Annotated in this window: 14 protein-coding genes and 1 pseudogene; all 15 read left to right on the top strand. The window is 37.3% G+C overall.

The annotated features are described in order from the left end of the window. The first annotated feature begins 81 nt into the window (after positions 1-81). Positions 82-1,509 (top strand): helix-turn-helix domain-containing protein, encoded by a 1,428-nt coding sequence (locus tag GEZ84_RS07955; protein WP_153224141.1) that lies wholly within the window; start codon positions 82-84, stop codon positions 1,507-1,509. 159 nt (positions 1,510-1,668) lie between these two features. After that, a complete protein-coding gene (gene glpK / locus GEZ84_RS07950) occupies positions 1,669-3,177 on the top strand; it encodes a glycerol kinase GlpK (RefSeq protein WP_153224140.1) in 1,509 nt (502 codons plus the stop codon). A 41-nt stretch (positions 3,178-3,218) separates the two neighbouring features. Next, on the top strand, positions 3,219-5,045 hold the full coding sequence (gene glpO / locus GEZ84_RS07945; RefSeq protein ID WP_153224139.1) for a type 1 glycerol-3-phosphate oxidase: 1,827 nt from the start codon (positions 3,219-3,221) through the stop codon (positions 5,043-5,045). A gap of 69 nt (positions 5,046-5,114) precedes the next feature. Continuing rightward, positions 5,115-5,819 carry an MIP/aquaporin family protein gene (locus tag GEZ84_RS07940; RefSeq protein ID WP_153224138.1) on the top strand — a complete coding sequence of 235 codons (705 nt, stop codon included), beginning with the start codon at positions 5,115-5,117 and terminating at the stop codon, positions 5,817-5,819. Positions 5,820-6,178: 359 nt separating this feature from the next. After that, on the top strand, positions 6,179-7,042 hold the full coding sequence (locus GEZ84_RS07935) for a helix-turn-helix domain-containing protein (RefSeq protein WP_153224137.1): 864 nt from the start codon (positions 6,179-6,181) through the stop codon (positions 7,040-7,042). A 32-nt stretch (positions 7,043-7,074) separates the two neighbouring features. After that, positions 7,075-7,188, top strand: a complete 114-nt coding sequence (locus GEZ84_RS11150; protein ID WP_194252049.1) for a KxxxW-cyclized peptide pheromone — start codon at positions 7,075-7,077, stop codon at positions 7,186-7,188. Positions 7,189-7,257: 69 nt separating this feature from the next. After that, positions 7,258-8,577 (top strand): KxxxW cyclic peptide radical SAM maturase, encoded by a 1,320-nt coding sequence (gene kwcM / locus GEZ84_RS07925; RefSeq protein WP_153224136.1) that lies wholly within the window; start codon positions 7,258-7,260, stop codon positions 8,575-8,577. Then, positions 8,574-9,665, top strand: coding sequence for an MFS transporter (locus GEZ84_RS07920; protein WP_153224135.1), 1,092 nt, complete (start codon positions 8,574-8,576; stop codon positions 9,663-9,665). The genes kwcM and GEZ84_RS07920 overlap by 4 nt, the downstream gene beginning before the upstream one ends. A 7-nt stretch (positions 9,666-9,672) precedes the next feature. Next, positions 9,673-10,851: a ryptide export MFS transporter gene (locus GEZ84_RS07915; protein ID WP_153224134.1), complete on the top strand. Its 1,179-nt coding sequence runs from the start codon at positions 9,673-9,675 to the stop codon at positions 10,849-10,851. 81 nt (positions 10,852-10,932) lie between these two features. Next, positions 10,933-11,432, top strand: a pseudogene (locus GEZ84_RS10725) (IS3 family transposase); the annotation flags it as partial. A 254-nt stretch (positions 11,433-11,686) separates the two neighbouring features. Further along, positions 11,687-12,841 (top strand): D-alanyl-lipoteichoic acid biosynthesis protein DltB, encoded by a 1,155-nt coding sequence (gene dltB / locus GEZ84_RS07905; RefSeq protein ID WP_153224133.1) that lies wholly within the window; start codon positions 11,687-11,689, stop codon positions 12,839-12,841. 47 nt (positions 12,842-12,888) lie between these two features. Then, positions 12,889-14,061, top strand: a complete 1,173-nt coding sequence (gene dltD, locus GEZ84_RS07900) for a D-alanyl-lipoteichoic acid biosynthesis protein DltD (protein ID WP_153224132.1) — start codon at positions 12,889-12,891, stop codon at positions 14,059-14,061. A 450-nt stretch (positions 14,062-14,511) separates the two neighbouring features. Further along, entirely contained in the window at positions 14,512-14,643 is a 132-nt protein-coding gene (locus GEZ84_RS07895) for a teichoic acid D-Ala incorporation-associated protein DltX (RefSeq protein WP_000813667.1), read from the top strand. A 20-nt stretch (positions 14,644-14,663) separates the two neighbouring features. After that, positions 14,664-16,214, top strand: a complete 1,551-nt coding sequence (gene dltA / locus GEZ84_RS07890; RefSeq protein ID WP_153224131.1) for a D-alanine--poly(phosphoribitol) ligase subunit DltA — start codon at positions 14,664-14,666, stop codon at positions 16,212-16,214. Continuing rightward, entirely contained in the window at positions 16,211-17,449 is a 1,239-nt protein-coding gene (dltB, locus tag GEZ84_RS07885) for a D-alanyl-lipoteichoic acid biosynthesis protein DltB (protein WP_153224130.1), read from the top strand. The genes dltA and dltB (GEZ84_RS07885) overlap by 4 nt, the downstream gene beginning before the upstream one ends. Positions 17,450-17,466: the final 17 nt, after the last annotated feature.

Here is a 17,466-nt window from a genome sequence, read left to right as displayed (position 1 = left end):
GAAAATAAAAAGAGAAACAGATTATTTCAGCATTTGTAAGATTTATGCTATGCTTAAGATAGAAAATGAAAGGGGTAACAAATGTATTTAGGAGATTTGATGGAAAAGGTTGAAGCTGGCCAATTTTCAATCCTTTCCTTTCTATTACAAGAGTCTCAGACGACAGTCAAGGCTGTAATGGAGGAAACAGGATTTTCAAAAGCAACCCTAACCAAATATGTCACCCTGCTCAATGATAGGGCTATGGATAGTGGCTTAGAGCTGACTATTCACTTAGAAGATGAAAATCTGCGTCTGTCAATCGGTGCAGCTACCAAGGGGAGAGATATTCGGAGCCTGTTTTTAGAGAATGCTGTTAAATACCAGATTCTTGTTTATCTTCTCTACCACCAACAGTTTTTAGCCCATCAGCTGGCTCAAGAATTGATGATTAGCGAGGCTACGCTTGGTCGCCATTTGTCTAGCTTGAATCAGATTTTGTCCGAATTTGATTTATCCATCCAAAATGGACGTTGGCGAGGTCCAGAGCATCAGATTCGCTATTTCTATTTCTGTTTTTTCCGCAAGGTCTGGTCGAGTCAGGAATGGGAAGGCCACATGCAGAAGCCAGAGAGAAAGCAGGAAATTGCTACACTAGAAGAAATCTGCGGTGCGAGTTTGTCTTCGGGGCAGAAATTAGATTTGATTCTCTGGGCTCACATCAGTCAACAACGTCTCCGTGTCAATGCCTGTCAGTTTCAAGTGATAGAAGAGAAAATGAGAGGGTATTTTGACAATATTTTCTACCTTCGTTTGCTGAGAAAGGCTTCGTCCTTTTTTGCTGGGCAACACCTTCCTCTGGGAACTGAGGATGGGGAGATGATGATTTTCTTCTCTTTCCTCCTATCTCATCGCATTCTTCCTCTTCATACTATGGAGTATATTCTTGGTTTTGGAGGGCAGTTAGCCGATTTGCTGACGCAATTGATTCAAGAAATGAAGAAGGAGGAACTATTGGGGGATTATACAGAGGATCATGTCACCTATGAACTCAGTCAGCTTTGTGCTCAAGTCTATCTCTATAAGGGCTATATTTTACAGGACCGCTACAAGTACCAGTTGGAGAATCGTCATCCTTATTTGCTGATGGAACATGATTTTAAAGAGACAGCAGAGGAGATTTTTCATGCTCTACCTGCCTTTCAGCAGGGGACGGATTTGGATAAGAAAATTCTCTGGGAATGGCTCCAGTTAATCGAATATATGGCTGAAAATGGTGGTCAGCATATGCGGATTGGTCTGGATTTGACATCTGGTTTTCTTGTCTTTTCAAGGATGGCAGCCATTTTGAAACGGTATTTGGAATACAACCGTTTTATTACCATTGAAGCATATAACTCTAGTCGGCATTATGATTTGCTGGTTACCAATAACCCGATTCATAAGAAGGAACAGACACCAGTCTATTATTTAAAAAATGACTTGGATATGGAAGATTTGGCAGGGATTCGTCAGTTATTATTCACTTAAAAGACTTGGTGGTTCCAGGTCTTTTTTGTGAAATTTACACAATCTACTCACATTTTTTTAAAAATTAAAAAAAGTTGATAAACAGGAAAGCGCTTTATTTTGTATACTAGTAAGTGTAAAGAGGAGACATCTTCAAGATTTTTATGAGGAGGACAGCACATGTCACAAGAAAAATACATCATGGCCATTGACCAGGGAACTACAAGTTCTCGTGCCATTATTTTCAACAAAAAAGGAGACAAGGTCAGCTCGAGTCAAAAAGAGTTCACTCAGATTTTCCCTCAGGCAGGTTGGGTAGAGCACAATGCCAATGAAATTTGGAATTCCGTCCAGTCAGTTATTGCGGGAGCTTTCATCGAAAGTGGTGTCAAGCCAAATCAAATCGAAGCAATCGGGATTACCAACCAGCGTGAAACAACGGTTGTCTGGGATAAGAAAACAGGGCTCCCTATCTATAATGCTATCGTTTGGCAATCACGTCAAACTGCTCCTCTGGCTGAACAACTAAAAAGCCAAGGTTATGTGGAAAAATTCCATGAAAAGACTGGTTTGATCATCGATGCTTACTTTTCTGCGACTAAGGTTCGTTGGATTTTGGACCATGTAGAAGGCGCTCAAGAGCGAGCTGAAAAAGGAGAATTGCTCTTTGGTACTATCGATACTTGGTTAGTTTGGAAATTGACTGACGGTGCGGCTCATGTGACGGACTACTCAAATGCAGCTCGTACCATGCTTTATAACATTAAAGAACTCAAATGGGATGATGAGATTTTGGAAATTCTCAATATTCCTAAGGCTATGTTGCCAGAAGTTCGTTCTAACTCTGAAATTTACGGTAAGACAGCGCCATTTCATTTCTATGGTGGACAAGTCCCAATCTCGGGTATGGCTGGGGACCAACAAGCGGCCCTCTTTGGACAGTTGGCCTTTGAACCAGGTATGGTTAAGAATACTTATGGAACAGGTTCTTTCATTATCATGAATACTGGGGAAGAGATGCAGTTGTCTGAGAACAATCTTTTGACAACCATTGGTTACGGAATCAACGGCAAGGTTTACTATGCCTTGGAAGGTTCAATCTTCATTGCAGGAAGTGCCATTCAATGGCTTCGTGACGGTCTTCGCATGGTCGAAAATTCACCAGAATCTGAAAAATATGCTCGTGATTCTCACAACGATGATGAAGTTTATGTCGTTCCAGCCTTCACAGGTCTAGGTGCTCCATACTGGAACCAAAACGCTCGTGGTTCTGTCTTTGGTTTGACTCGTGGAACAAGTAAGGAAGACTTTATCAAGGCAACTCTTCAATCTATTGCTTATCAAGTGCGTGATATCATTGACACCATGCAAGTGGATGCTCAGACAGCTATCCAAGTCTTGAAGGTGGATGGTGGTGCAGCCATGAACAACTTCCTCATGCAGTTCCAAGCTGACATTTTGGGAATTGACATCGCACGCGCCAAAAACTTGGAAACAACAGCTCTAGGAGCAGCCTTCCTAGCAGGTTTGGCAGTTGGTTACTGGAAAGACTTGGATGAGTTGAAGCTCTTGAACGAGACTGGAGAACTCTTTGAGCCATCTATGAACGAATCGCGCAAGGAACAACTCTACAAGGGTTGGAAGAAGGCTGTGAAAGCAACGCAAGTCTTTGCGGAAATCGACGACTAATACTGGAAGAATAAAGCTACTTAGTTAGAAAGTGTGTAAATATGGAATTTTCAAAGAAAACACGTGAATTATCAATTAAAAAAATGCAGGAACGTACCCTGGACCTCTTGATTATCGGTGGAGGAATCACAGGGGCTGGTGTAGCCTTGCAGGCGGCAGCTAGTGGTCTAGATACTGGTTTGATTGAAATGCAGGACTTCGCAGAAGGAACATCTAGCCGTTCAACAAAATTGGTTCACGGAGGTCTTCGTTACCTCAAACAATTTGACGTAGAAGTAGTATCAGATACGGTTTCAGAACGTGCAGTAGTCCAACAAATTGCACCTCATATTCCAAAACCAGACCCAATGCTCTTGCCAGTTTATGATGAAGATGGAGCAACCTTTAGCCTATTCCGTCTTAAAGTAGCTATGGATTTGTACGACCTCTTGGCAGGTGTCAGCAATACGCCTGCTGCAAACAAGGTTTTGAGTAAGGAAGAAGTCTTGGAACGCCAGCCAAACTTGAAGAAAGAAGGCTTGGTAGGAGGTGGGGTTTACCTTGACTTCCGTAACAACGATGCGCGTCTCGTGATTGAAAACATCAAACGTGCTAACCAAGACGGTGCCCTCATTGCCAACCACGTGAAGGCAGAAGGCTTCCTCTTTGACGAAAGTGGCAAGATTACAGGTGTTGTAGCTCATGATTTGTTGACAGACCAAGTCTTTGAAATCAAGGCTCGTCTGGTTATCAACACGACAGGTCCTTGGAGCGACAAGGTACGCAATTTGTCTAATAAGGGAACCCAATTCTCACAAATGCGTCCAACTAAGGGAGTTCACTTGGTAGTGGATTCAAGCAAGATCAAGGTTTCACAGCCAGTTTACTTTGACACAGGTTTGGGTGACGGTCGTATGGTCTTTGTTCTCCCACGTGAAAACAAGACTTACTTTGGTACAACTGATACAGACTACACAGGTGATTTGGAACATCCAAAAGTAACTCAAGAAGATGTAGATTACCTACTTGGCATTGTCAACAACCGCTTCCCAGAAGCGAATATTACAGTTGCTGACATTGAAAGTAGCTGGGCAGGTCTTCGTCCATTGATTGCAGGCAATAGCGCTTCTGACTACAATGGAGGAAATAACGGTACAATCAGTGATGAAAGCTTTAACAACTTGATTGCGACTGTTGAATCTTATCTCTCTAAAGAAAAAACGCGTGAAGATGTTGAAGCTGCTGTCAGCAATGTTGAAAGCAGTACATCTGAAAAACATTTGGATCCATCTGCAGTTTCACGTGGTTCGAGCTTGGATCGTGATGACAATGGCCTTTTGACCCTTGCTGGTGGTAAAATCACAGATTACCGTAAGATGGCAGAAGGTGCTATGGAGCGCGTGGTTGACATCCTCAAAGCAGAATTTGACCGTAGCTTTAAACTCATCAATTCTAAGACTTACCCTGTTTCAGGTGGGGAATTGAACCCAGCAAATGTAGACTCAGAAATCGAAGCCTTTGCACAACTTGGAGTGTCACGTGGCTTGGATAGCAAGGAAGCTCATTACCTAGCAAATCTTTACGGTTCAAATGCACCGAAAGTCTTTGCCCTTGCTCATAGCTTGGAACAAGCACCAGGACTCAGCTTGGCAGATACTTTATCACTTCACTATGCAATGCGCAATGAGTTGGCTCTTAGCCCAGTTGACTTCCTCCTTCGTCGTACCAACCACATGCTCTTTATGCGTGATAGTTTGGATAGCATCGTTGAGCCAGTTTTGGATGAAATGGAACGATTCTATGACTGGACAGAAGATGAGAAAGCAGCTTACCGTGCTGACGTCGAATCAGCTCTTGCTAACAACGATTTAGCAGAATTAAAAAATTAAGAAAAAATAAAAGAGGTGGAGGGCAGAACTCCTTGTCGCCCGCCCCTTATTTTTAATGGAGACAGAAAGATGATGAATGAATTATTTGGAGAATTTCTAGGGACTTTAATCCTGATTCTTCTAGGAAATGGTGTTGTAGCAGGTGTGGTTCTTCCTAAAACTAAGAGCAACAGTTCAGGTTGGATTGTGATTACTATGGGTTGGGGAATTGCAGTTGCGGTTGCAGTCTTTGTATCTGGCAAGCTCAGTCCAGCTCATTTAAACCCAGCTGTGACGATTGGTGTGGCCTTGAAAGGTGGTTTGCCTTGGGCTTCCGTTTTCCCTTATATCTTAGCCCAGTTTGCAGGGGCTATGCTGGGTCAGATTTTGGTTTGGTTGCAATTCAAACCGCATTATGAGGCAGAGGAAAATGCAGGCAATATCCTAGCCACCTTCAGCACCGGTCCAGCCATCAAGGATACAGTTTCTAACTTGATTAGCGAAATCCTTGGAACCTTTGTTTTGGTCTTGACAATCTTTGCTTTGGGTCTTTACGATTTTCAGGCAGGTATCGGAACCTTTGCAGTTGGTAGCTTGATTGTTGGTATCGGTCTATCACTAGGTGGGACAACAGGCTATGCCTTGAACCCAGCTCGTGACCTTGGACCTCGTATCATGCACAGTATCCTTCCAATTCCAAACAAAGGAGACGGAGACTGGTCTTACGCTTGGATTCCTGTTGTGGGACCTGTTATCGGAGCAGCCTTGGCTGTACTTGTATTCTCACTTTTCTAATCTAGAAAACAATTATGTTGATAGGGCTTGGGCAAGAGCCCAATTTCAGCAAAAAATGAAGTAAATCTTCTCATAATAAAACGTATCATATCAAATTTCAACACCTGATATGATGCGTTTTTCTGATTTTTAAGACTTTTTCCCAGTCTCTTTTTCGATTGAAGATGTAAGTATTCTACTAACTAACTTCTTAGTACTAGCCAACAACGATAATCATAATTCCTCCCAAAATTAGGAATAATAAAGGCAATAATTTTTGTTTTTTTCATGTGAAATACCTCACTTTTGTTTTCTTCTATTTTATGCTAAAATATTAAAAATCAAAAACTGTTCCCATATATGCTTGTTGGAGAGAAATTATGAAAAAATTTGGAGAAATTTTTAAAAAGTTTCGAGAATCTAGAGGTTTTCGCTTGAAAGATGTCGAAAAAGCTGGTATATCAACATCACAGCTCTCACGTTTTGAAAAGGGAGAGACTGATTTAACCATTTCAAAATTTATGGCTATTTTGGATGAAATTAACATGCCTATTGATGAATTTATGTATGCTGTTCATGATTTTCATCGTGATGAACTGAACGAACTCTTATCAAAGGTTAGGCATTTTGTATCAAATCATGATGTTGATGGGTTGAAAAAACTACTTTATTCTCAGATGGAGTCAGATTCTAAACAAAAGAAATTTCATAAGCTTAACATTATTTTATTAAAAATTCGTTTACAAGATTTATCGGGAGAAGCTTATTATTCTGGTGATGATTTATCTTATCTCACTGACTATCTCTTTAGTGTTGAATATTGGGGATACTATGAATTATTGATTTTTTCAAATACTTTAGATGTCCTAAAACACGATGTCTTCATGGTTTTGGCTAGAGAGATGTCTAGACGTTCTGATTTTTATAAAGAAATTCCTAATAATAGACGACTGATTTCATCTATGCTATTGAACGGATATATCACATGTATTGAAAGAGGAAAATTTCTTGATGCTTTGTATTTTGAAAAACGACTAAACCAATGCTTTTTCACCGAGATAGAAATTTATGAACGGTTGGTGTTTCAGTATGCACAACATCTTTATCGCTACAAAACAGAGACGGATTGCAAAGCAATTATTGAAATGAGGAAGTGTATTGGAGCAATGAAATTAGCGGGAAGTAACCATTTGGCAAAGAATTATGAAAGGCACTTAGAAAAAATTTTAGCAGATAAAGGGTAGTGTGCAGATATGGGAATGTTTTATTGTAAGTGATGAAAAAGAATATAATTACAGTATCCTATTTGAAAGGAGTTACAATTATGTCTAAAGAACTTGAAAAAGTCCTTGAGTCTAGTTCTATGGCAAAAGGCGACGGTTGGAAGTGATAAAGTAATTTATCTCATAGGATAAGCAGAGGTTACTTTTCCCTCTGCTTTTTTAGAAAGGTATTCAAGATGAGAAGAATTTCAGAAGATATTTTATTTAGACTAGAGAAGTTTGGTGGAATTTTAATAAATAAAACAAATTTTGATCGAGTTGAATTAGATGAGACTGAGGCTTTTTTTCTATATCTAGTTCAAACCCATGGTTTCGAAATTGCTGTTTCTTTTTTTAAGAAAGATATAGAAGCAGGAAAATTAAAGCGAGCATTATCATTAGATATCTATTCTGATAAAAATATTGAGGGATCATTGAAAGATCCTGCCGAAACTTTAAAAAATGCGAGGAAGCATGTAGCAAAATTAAAAAAGCATAATATACTGAGTTTTCCACTCGAATTAGTAATATATCCTAGTATGTACTGTGATTTAAAATGTGGTTTTTGTTTTTTAGCAAATCGAGAAGATAGAAATTCCAAACCTGCTAAAGATTGGGAGCGAATTTTGCGTCAGGCAAAAGATAATGGAGTGCTTAGTATTTCAATTTTAGGTGGAGAGCCGACTAGATATTTTGATATTGATAATTTATTGATAGCTTGTGAAAAACTAAAGTTGAAGACTACTATAACGACCAATGCCCAGTTAATAAAGAAAAGCACAGTAGATATTCTGACTAATTCTAACTATATTACACCAGTTTTATCTTTGCAGACTTTAAATCCTGAATTAAATTTTGAATTGATGGGGGTAAGACCTGATAGACAGATAAAATTAGCGAAATATTTTAAAGCTGTTGGAAAAAAATGTAGAATTAATGCAGTGTATACAAAGCAAAGCTATGAACAAATTATAGAATTAGTTGATTTTTGTATAGAGAATAAAATAGATAGGTTTTCAATAGCTAATTATTCTGAGGTAACAGGATATACTAAAATAAAGAAAAAATACGATTTAGCTGATTTGAGAAGACTGAATAAGTATGTTACAGATTATATAACTCAACGAGAAGCTAAGTTAAATTTTGCTACTGAGGGGTGTCATCTTTACACCGCCTATCCGGAATTAATAAATAATTCGATTGAATTTTCAGAGTTTGATGAAATGTATTATGGATGTCGTGCGAAGTATACTAAAATGGAAATAATGTCTAATGGAGATATCATGCCTTGTATTGCCTTTTTAGGAATTAATCGAACCAAGCAAAATGCTTTTGAAAAAAATTTGTTAGATATTTGGTATGATGACTGGTTGTATGGAGAAATTCGTTCTTTTAGAACGAAGAATTCTAAATGTTTATCTTGTGGCTTAGTAAAAATTTGCGAAGGCGGCTGTTATGTTAACTTGATTAAGGAGAAGAGTCCAGAATATTTTAGAGACTCAGTTTGCAAATTATGAGTAAACGGATTTTTAATTTATATGTGATGAATATATTTCTGTCTGGATTACCGTATTACTTTGTAACAATGTTACTTTTAAAGTATCTAGGTTTCTCTTTCACAGAAATAGCTAGTTTATCAGTTATTACCGAGTTATGTGGCGCAGTTTTTGATATTCCATTAAGCGTTATTTCAAGTAAGTTTGGTTACAAGAAAATTTTGGTTACATCAAATTTCCTATTAATTTTAGCGCTATCTTGTTTACTGTTTGGAAAATCAAATATAATATATATTTCAACAATATCTTTTGGATTGTCGGAATCATTATCTTCAGGAGTTCTTAATGCTTATAATTTTGAAATAATTGATGACGAGGTAGTATATAAATCATTTTTGAAATATCTCAATACAGTAAAATATGTTTTTATTGCTATTATTACAATTATATCTCCATATTTATTGAATAGGAATTATAGTTATCCGATTATTATTTCCATTGTATTTGTGGTTTTAAGTCAATTAAATTTAATAGGATTACCTGAAATCAGAAATACACTGAATAATAATCAAAAAATATTCAGCATCGATAATGTTAAAGATATTCCGTGGAACTTAATATTGTTAGGAGTAGCATTCTCAACTCTAATTATGATTAGCAACTCTTATGCAGGTATATTTTTAAATGAACAGGGACTCTCATTAGATATGTTGGGTATCGTACTATTTATGTTTAATATATCTATGGCTTTGGGGAGTTATCTAAAAATTAAGTTTGAAATAAGTTTAATGATACCAATACTAGCTATTTTTATGTTTTTTCAAACCAATTTATTCATCCAAATTATAACTTTTCTATTAATGCGTATTCTCAATTCCAGTTATAACAACCATTTTTATTCTAAATTTAATATGTCGATAGAGAAAAATAGAGCAGTATTGTGGTCGGCATATAATTTATTTATTTCAATAAGTTTTATGGTAGCAGATTTTCTGGCCGGTGCTTTTGCAGATAACTTTAGTATAAAAAGTAATTATTTAATATTTGGAATTCAGGCTCTTTTTTGCTTAGGATTTTATTTATTTTTAAACAGAGGGGAAAGATTTTAAAAAGTACATGTCTAATTCATTTGTCAAGTTGTTAGTCTCTCAATTGTTTGCAAATTTAGCAGATATTTTCTTTAGAGTAACAATCATTGCGAACATATACATTATTTCAAAATCAGTAATTGCCACATCACTAGTTCCCATTTTAATAGGGATATCCTCTTTTGTTGCGAGTCTTTTAGTTCCTTTAGTTACTAAAAGAATAGCGCTAAATAGGGTTTTATCTTTATCCCAATTTGGAAAGACTATATTATTGGCGATACTGGTAGGAATGTTTACCGTAATGCAATCAGTAGCGCCTCTGGTAACCTATCTATTTGTTGTTGTAATTTCCATATTAGATGGTTTTGCAGCACCCGTTTCCTATGCTATTGTGCCACGCTATGCGACCGATTTGGGTAAGGCTAATTCAGCCTTATCAATGAGTGGTGAAGCTGTTCAATTGGTGGGTTGGGGATTAGGTGGACTCTTATTTGCAACAATTGGTCTGTTACCTACCACGTTTATCATTTTAATCTTGTATATCATTTCTAGCTTTCTGATGTTATTTCTTCCTAACGCTGAAGTGGAGGTGCTAGAGTCAGAAACTAATCTTGAAATTTTGCTCAAAGGTTGGAAGTTAGTTGCTAGAGATCCTAGATTAAGACTTTTTGTATCAGCAAATTTATTGGAAATTTTCTCAAATACGATTTGGGTTTCTTCTATCATACTTGTCTTTGTAACTGAGTTATTAAATAAAACGGAAAGTTACTGGGGATATTCTAATACAGCATACTCTATTGGTATTATAATTAGTGGCTTAATTGCATTTAGGCTATCTGAAAAGTTCCTCGCTGCTAAATGGGAAAGTATTCTTTTTCCTCTTGTAGCCATGGCAATAGTGACACTGACTATTCTATATTTTCCAAACGCACAGATGTTTTTAGTATTTTCAGCTTTAGTTGGTATGTTATCGCAGCTAAAGGAAGTTCCTGAAAGTGTATTTCTTCAGGAAACAGTAGAGGAAAATCATTTGGTTAATGTCTATTCCGTTCTTGAAGTGATTTCGACACTATCATTTTCAGTATTTGTTTTGCTAATGAGCTATATTACTGAGAGTTTTGGTATTAGCATAAGTTTTTGGTTATCAGCCATTTGTCTGATGATAGAAGCTATTTTAATTTATATCAGACGAGACTATTTTAAATGAGAAACCAGGTAAGAAGTCTTTAAAAATCAGAAAATCGCATAGTATCAGGTGTTGAAAAAACTTGATATTGTGCGTTTTATTATAAAATTGAGGTATAAAGATAAAGTTCAAATCTATGAACTAAGAAAACAAGGAATTAGCTTAAAGCAACTTTCCACTATATTTGGAGTAGGTATTTCTAAACTAACGTACATGTTTAGTTTGAGTGATCGTTATAGGATTGAAATTGTCAAGAAAGGGCAGAATCGCTATTATTCTCCAGAATTAAAACAAGAAATGGTTGAGAAAGTTCTGCTGGAAGATTGTTCACAAAGAAGTGTGCCTCTAGATTATGCACTTCCAAGCAGTAGCTTGCTCTTAAATTGGCTATCACAATACAAGAAAAACGGGTATGCTATTGTTGAGAAAACAAGAGAGAGACCGACTGAAATGGGGTGTAAACGAAAGAAAACTTGGGAAGAAATGACAGAATTAGAACGACTTCAGTAGGAGAATGAATACTTACGTACTGAGGTAGCTTACCTAAAAAAGTTAAAAGAATTATAGGAAGGGGACGAAGCCTTACAGCTAGAAAGGCAGAATTCTTCACTGGTTCCTTCATCAATTTTTTGTTCTTGAATTTTATTTATGGTGTGAATAATTTTGTCTCATTATTGGGATTCAGTACTAAGAGTCAGTTGGATTTTTTATTTTAAAAAATTAGAAAATAGAAGTATTTATAGTTTTTAAATTATGGTATAATGAATGGAGTTAACTATCCTTGGTGATATGATAGGAGCTAATCCTAAAAAGATAAATCAGGAGATGATAAAAAGAAAAAAGGAGTTTGGCTGGTATGAATTATTTCGAGGGGAATGAATTCTTCCTTCTCTTGTTTGTAGTTTTACTGATTGGTTTTGTGGTAAACTTTTTTGAAAAACGTAAGGACTACTATATTTTGGTTCTCTCCCTCTTATTTACAGGAGCTATTTATGGCAAGAGTAGAGCGATGATTGTCTATTTACTCGCCTTTGTCGTTTACCAATATTTGATAGTTTTTCTAGCACAAAGGATGGAAGCAAAGCGGTTGAAACCTCTTGTTTTTCTTTCCATTCTGCCTTTGGTGATTAATAAAGTCTTTGCCTTGACTTCTCTGCATCTGTTGGCTTTTATTGGGATTTCTTATATGTCCTTTAAAACAATACAAATCATGCTGGAAATATCGGATGGTTTGATTAAAGAAAAAATCAATATAAAAGATTATCTTCAGTTTCTACTCTTTTTCCCAACAGTTAGTGCTGGCCCGATTGATCGGAGTAGGAGATTTTTAACAGAGATAAATGAGGTCATGCCTCGAAAAGAGTATCTAGAGTTAGCAGGGGACGGTGTTTATCGTATCGTTCTAGGCCTTCTTTACAAGATTGTTTTATCAACCTATGTTTACCAGATGTTACTCGCTCTAAATAATACTAGCACAGTTGTCTATTCAATCAAGTATATGTACCTCTATACCTTGTATCTGTTCTTCGACTTTGCAGGTTATAGTCTAATGGCCGTTGGAAGTAGTAATATTCTAGGTATTCAGACACCGATGAACTTTAACAAACCTTTCTTGAGTGTTGATATCAAGGATTTCTGGACTAGATGGCATATCACCTTGTCAACCTGGTTGAGAGATTTCGTATTTTCAAGAGTCTTGATGCAGGTTATCAGAAAAAAATGGTTTAAAAATAGACTACACAATGCAACCTATGCCTATATGGTCAATATGTTGGTCATGGGCTTTTGGCACGGTCTTAGTGCTAGCTACATTGTTTATGGCTTTTACCATGGGGTTTTGATGGCTGGATTTGAAGTATATCAAAAGAAAAGCACTTTTTATAAGAAAAATAAAAACAAAAATTGGTATAAACTACTAAGTTGGTTTGTGACCATGAATTTGGTTATGATTGGTTTCTTTATCTTTTCAGGTGAACCCTATAAAATCTTACTTACGATTTTAAAGAGATAAGAAATTGAAAAGAAATCGGAAGAATCGAAGGGATAGGATAAAACGAGATGATTAAACTAAAAGCATTTTTGCTATCGCTTGTGCTCGTAATTGCGACGCTTGCCCTTTTAAATGTAACATATGTCAAGAAGATTGACGATTATTATAAAGTCAAGGATAACAGTATTCGCTATAGCACTTCGTATGAAAAGTATAAAAGTAGAGACATTCTAACAAGCAATATCACTCCCCATACACTTGTTTTATTGGGTTCTTCGGAGTTGGTTGCGACTAGAAATGAAGACTATCATCCCAATAAAATGTTTAACTACAACGATTTTAATATCATGCAGATAGGAACCAGTTATTCTCAAAATATTATTCAAGCTACGACCTTGGGTTCGATTGAAGGAGCTATGAGTAAGCGAAAAGTGGCTATAATAGAGTCGGTTCAGTGGTTTGAAAAAGATGGGACTCATCAAGATGCCTTTTTGAACAAGGCTTCTCAGGAACATATTTTTCAGACACTCTCTAATAAGAAAATTAGTAAAGATACCAAGGAAAAACTTATTGATAGAATTATTGAAATAACTAAAGGGAACAAGCAACAAAATGACATCTATAAAAAATATAAAAGTTATTTCATAGATGGAAAAGGAACCATTGTTGATAAAAAACTATTGGAGTTAGATAACGCGCTTTATTCCTTTAAGCTTAAACTAAAATTTTATGAAAATTATGCCAAATCAGATTATCCTTCACTAGGAGACAAAACCCCAGACTATGATTGGGAGAAAATGACGAATCAGTTTGTAGAAGAGGTTAAAAAGAAAACAGATAATAATGATTATGCTGTTGATAATAACTACTACAATACCTACCTAAAAGATCGCTATACTTCGTTGAAAGATTCTAACAAAGATTTGAGCTATCTGGAGTCACCCGAGTATTCAGACATGGAACTTTTCTTGACAGTTGCTAAGGAATTGGGAATTGAAGTTGAAGTTATTATACTCCCAGTAAATGGTAAGTGGAATGATTACACAGGTGTTTCACGAGAGATGCGGGAAAAAACTTATAAAAAAATAGAAAATATTGCCAAGAGCCATGGTGTTACTGTATTAAACTATGGAAATAAAGAGTATGAGGATTACTTTTTATTTGACGTGATGCACGTTGGAGTGAAAGGATGGATGGAAGTTGAAAAAGAACTTTACAAATTTGCAAACGAGACTGACTGACACACAACGTTTACTATTGTGGACTCTATTTTTCTATACGGTTATCTTGAGTATCGTGATTTACTGTTTTGTGACTGATTTTTCGAACATTCAAGAGTTTATCTATAGTGAATTTTAAGGTTACATACTATAAAAAACTCTAGATTAAGGGAACCGCACTGATAGAGTGAGACGCAAGATAAGGCTCTATAATATTTATAGTGGAGAAATCCTCTATAGGTAGTATGGAGCCTACTTTGTTGTAGCTCCCCATGTAGTCCATACTGAAAAGAATTCAAGCTATCATTGGAAAGAATCACATGGAACAAATTAAAGTTGCTTAAATGTAGTGAAAATGTATGGTAAACAATTGAAAAATTACCCTATAAAGTGGTACAATGGTAGAAAAATAAGCTAGTAAGAATCACTCTTATTTTAGCGAAAAATTACAGAAATGAATGGTTTTTCTTGATGAAACAGAGAAAAGAATTGTACCTTTTTCTTGGTCGGACAGCCTTGTATTTTCTTATCTTTCTAGGGCTGCTTTACTTTTTTAGCTATCTTGGTCAGGGGCAAGGAAGCTTTATCTATAATGAATTTTAACTTGAAGGAGAGTCCTTATTATGTCAAATAAACCAATAGTAGATATGATTGAAACCATTGAGCATTTTGCTCAGACACAGCCTACCTATCCTGTTTACAATGTTTTGGGACAGGAACACACTTATGGAGATTTAAAGGCTGATTCGGATAGTTTAGCTGCAGCTATTGACCAACTGAATTTACCAGAGAAATCTCCTGTGGTTGTTTTTGGAGGCCAAGAATATGAAATGTTGGCAACCTTTGTAGCGCTGACTAAGTCAGGTCATGCCTACATTCCCATTGACAGCCATTCGGCTTTGGAGCGAGTTTCGGCTATTTTAGAAGTAGCAGAGCCAAGCTTGATTATTGCCATCTCAGATTTTCCATTGGAGCAGATTTCTACACCGATGTTGAATCTAGCTCAGGTTCAAGAAGCCTTTGCTCAAGGGACAAGCTATGAGATCACGCATCCAGTCAAGGGCGATGATAACTACTACATCATCTTTACTTCTGGTACGACTGGTAAGCCTAAGGGAGTGCAAATTTCACATGATAACCTCCTCAGCTTTACTAACTGGATGATTACGGACAAGGAATTTGCGACACCGAGTCGTCCGCAAATGCTAGCACAGCCACCCTACTCTTTTGACTTGTCTGTCATGTATTGGGCACCGACCTTGGCACTGGGAGGAACTCTTTTTGCCTTACCATCTGCCATCACTCAGGACTTTAAGCAACTCTTTGCGACCATCTTTTCATTGCCAATCGCTATCTGGACATCAACCCCTTCTTTTGCGGATATGGCTATGTTGTCAGAAGACTTCAACAGCGAGAAAATGCCTGGAATCACGCATTTCTACTTTGATGGAGAAGAATTGACGGTTAAAACGGCTCAAAAACTGCGTGAGCGTTTCCCGAATGCCCGTATTATCAATGCCTACGGTCCAACAGAAGCGACAGTAGCCTTGTCAGCTGTTGCCGTGACAGACGAGATGTTGGCGACTCTCAAACGCCTACCAATCGGCTATACCAAGGCTGATTCTCCAACCTTTATCATTGACGAGGACGGCAATAAATTGCCAAATGGCGAACAGGGAGAAATCATTGTTTCTGGACCAGCCGTTTCAAAAGGTTATCTGAACAATCCTGAAAAAACGGCAGAAGCCTTCTTTGAGTTTGAAGGTCTGCCAGCCTACCATACAGGCGATGTGGGAACCATGACAGATGAAGGCTTGCTTCTCTATGGTGGACGCATGGACTTTCAGATTAAGTTTAATGGTTACCGCATTGAGTTAGAAGATGTCTCTCAAAACCTCAACAAGTCTCGTTTTATCGAGTCTGCTGTTGCAGTACCGCGTTATAACAAAGACCACAAGGTACAAAATCTGCTAGCCTATGTCATCTTAAAAGACGGTGTTCGTGAACAGTTTGAGCGAGATATTGATATTACCAAGGCTATCAAGGAAGACTTGACAGATATTATGATGTCCTACATGATGCCATCTAAATTCCTTTATCGAGACAGTTTACCGCTGACTCCAAATGGAAAAATTGACATCAAAGGATTGATTAACGAGGTGAATAATAGATGATGGAGTTCTTTAAACAGCTTCCTCATTTAGAGCCATATGGCAATCCTCAGTATTTTGTTTATGTGATTGCTGCAACCTTGCCTATCTTTATCGGCCTCTTTTTTAAGAAACGCTTTGCCTGGTATGAAGTACTGGTTAGTCTCTTCTTTATCGTCACCATGTTGGTAGGTGGGAAGACCAATCAATTGGCTGCCTTGAGTATTTATCTGTGCTGGGAGATATTGCTCCTGCTCTTCTACAAGCACTATCGAAAAAGTAAGGATGGCAAGTGGGTCTTCTACCTAGTTAGTTTTCTGTCCCTACTTCCGATTATCTTTGTCAAGGTGCAGCCAGCTATCAATGGAACGCAGTCTTTGCTTGGCTTCTTGGGAATTTCTTATCTGACCTTTCGTTCGGTTGGGATTATCATCGAGCTGAGAGATGGAGTGATTAAGAATTTTACCCTCTGGGAATTCCTCCGCTTCCTTCTCTTTATGCCGACTTTTTCAAGTGGCCCAATCGATCGCTTTAAGCGATTTAATGAAAGTTATCAGACCATTCCTGAGCGGGATGAGTTGATGGATATGCTGGATGAATCTGTTCGCTATATCATGTGGGGCTTTTTGTATAAGTTTATCCTAGCTCATGTTTTAGGAGAGACCTTACTCCCTCCTCTGAAGAATCTAGCCCTGCAGTCAGGTGGTTTCTTTAACCTCTATGCCTTGGCAGTTATGTATATCTTTGGTCTGGAGCTCTTCTTTGACTTTGCAGGTTACTCTATGTTTGCCTTAGCCATCTCAAATTTAATGGGAATCCGTAGTCCTATCAACTTTAATAAGCCGTTTTTATCTAGGGATTTAAAGGAGTTTTGGAATCGTTGGCACATGAGTCTTTCTTTCTGGTTTCGTGACTTTGTCTTTATGCGGATGGTGATGGTATTGACCAGAAAGAAAGTCTTTAAAAATCGTAATGTAACCTCAAGTGTGGCCTACGTTGTAAATATGCTGATTATGGGATTTTGGCATGGAGTGACCTGGTACTATATTGCCTATGGACTCTTTCATGGATTAGGTTTGGTCATTAATGACGCTTGGATTCGCAAGAAAAAAACGCTCAATAAGGAACGGAAAAAAGCAGGGAAGACTGCTCTACCTGAGAATCGCTGGATTCAGTTGCTTGGCATGGTTGTCACCTTCCATGTCGTCATGCTGTCATTCTTAATCTTTTCTGGATTTTTGAATGATCTATGGTTTTAAAAATAAAAGGAAATAAA

Source organism: Streptococcus mitis, assembly GCF_009496155.1.
Classification (GTDB): domain Bacteria; phylum Bacillota; class Bacilli; order Lactobacillales; family Streptococcaceae; genus Streptococcus; species Streptococcus mitis_BQ.
This window is presented reverse-complemented; position numbering and strand designations above follow the sequence as displayed.

Excerpts from the sequence above, each read along its gene's own strand:
- GEZ84_RS07920 (WP_153224135.1), top strand. The coding sequence starts at position 8,574 with ATGAGTAAACGGATTTTTAATTTATATGTGATGAATATATTTCTGTCT.
- GEZ84_RS07935 (WP_153224137.1), top strand. The coding sequence starts at position 6,179 with ATGAAAAAATTTGGAGAAATTTTTAAAAAGTTTCGAGAATCTAGAGGT.
- GEZ84_RS07940 (WP_153224138.1), top strand. The coding sequence starts at position 5,115 with ATGATGAATGAATTATTTGGAGAATTTCTAGGGACTTTAATCCTGATT.
- dltB (WP_153224133.1), top strand. The coding sequence starts at position 11,687 with ATGAATTATTTCGAGGGGAATGAATTCTTCCTTCTCTTGTTTGTAGTT.
- GEZ84_RS07895 (WP_000813667.1), top strand. The coding sequence starts at position 14,512 with ATGAAACAGAGAAAAGAATTGTACCTTTTTCTTGGTCGGACAGCCTTG.
- dltB (WP_153224130.1), top strand. The coding sequence starts at position 16,211 with ATGATGGAGTTCTTTAAACAGCTTCCTCATTTAGAGCCATATGGCAAT.
- GEZ84_RS07915 (WP_153224134.1), top strand. The coding sequence starts at position 9,673 with ATGTCTAATTCATTTGTCAAGTTGTTAGTCTCTCAATTGTTTGCAAAT.
- GEZ84_RS11150 (WP_194252049.1), top strand. The coding sequence starts at position 7,075 with ATGAAAAAGAATATAATTACAGTATCCTATTTGAAAGGAGTTACAATT.
- kwcM (WP_153224136.1), top strand. The coding sequence starts at position 7,258 with ATGAGAAGAATTTCAGAAGATATTTTATTTAGACTAGAGAAGTTTGGT.
- glpK (WP_153224140.1), top strand. The coding sequence starts at position 1,669 with ATGTCACAAGAAAAATACATCATGGCCATTGACCAGGGAACTACAAGT.
- GEZ84_RS07955 (WP_153224141.1), top strand. The coding sequence starts at position 82 with ATGTATTTAGGAGATTTGATGGAAAAGGTTGAAGCTGGCCAATTTTCA.
- dltD (WP_153224132.1), top strand. The coding sequence starts at position 12,889 with ATGATTAAACTAAAAGCATTTTTGCTATCGCTTGTGCTCGTAATTGCG.
- glpO (WP_153224139.1), top strand. The coding sequence starts at position 3,219 with ATGGAATTTTCAAAGAAAACACGTGAATTATCAATTAAAAAAATGCAG.
- dltA (WP_153224131.1), top strand. The coding sequence starts at position 14,664 with ATGTCAAATAAACCAATAGTAGATATGATTGAAACCATTGAGCATTTT.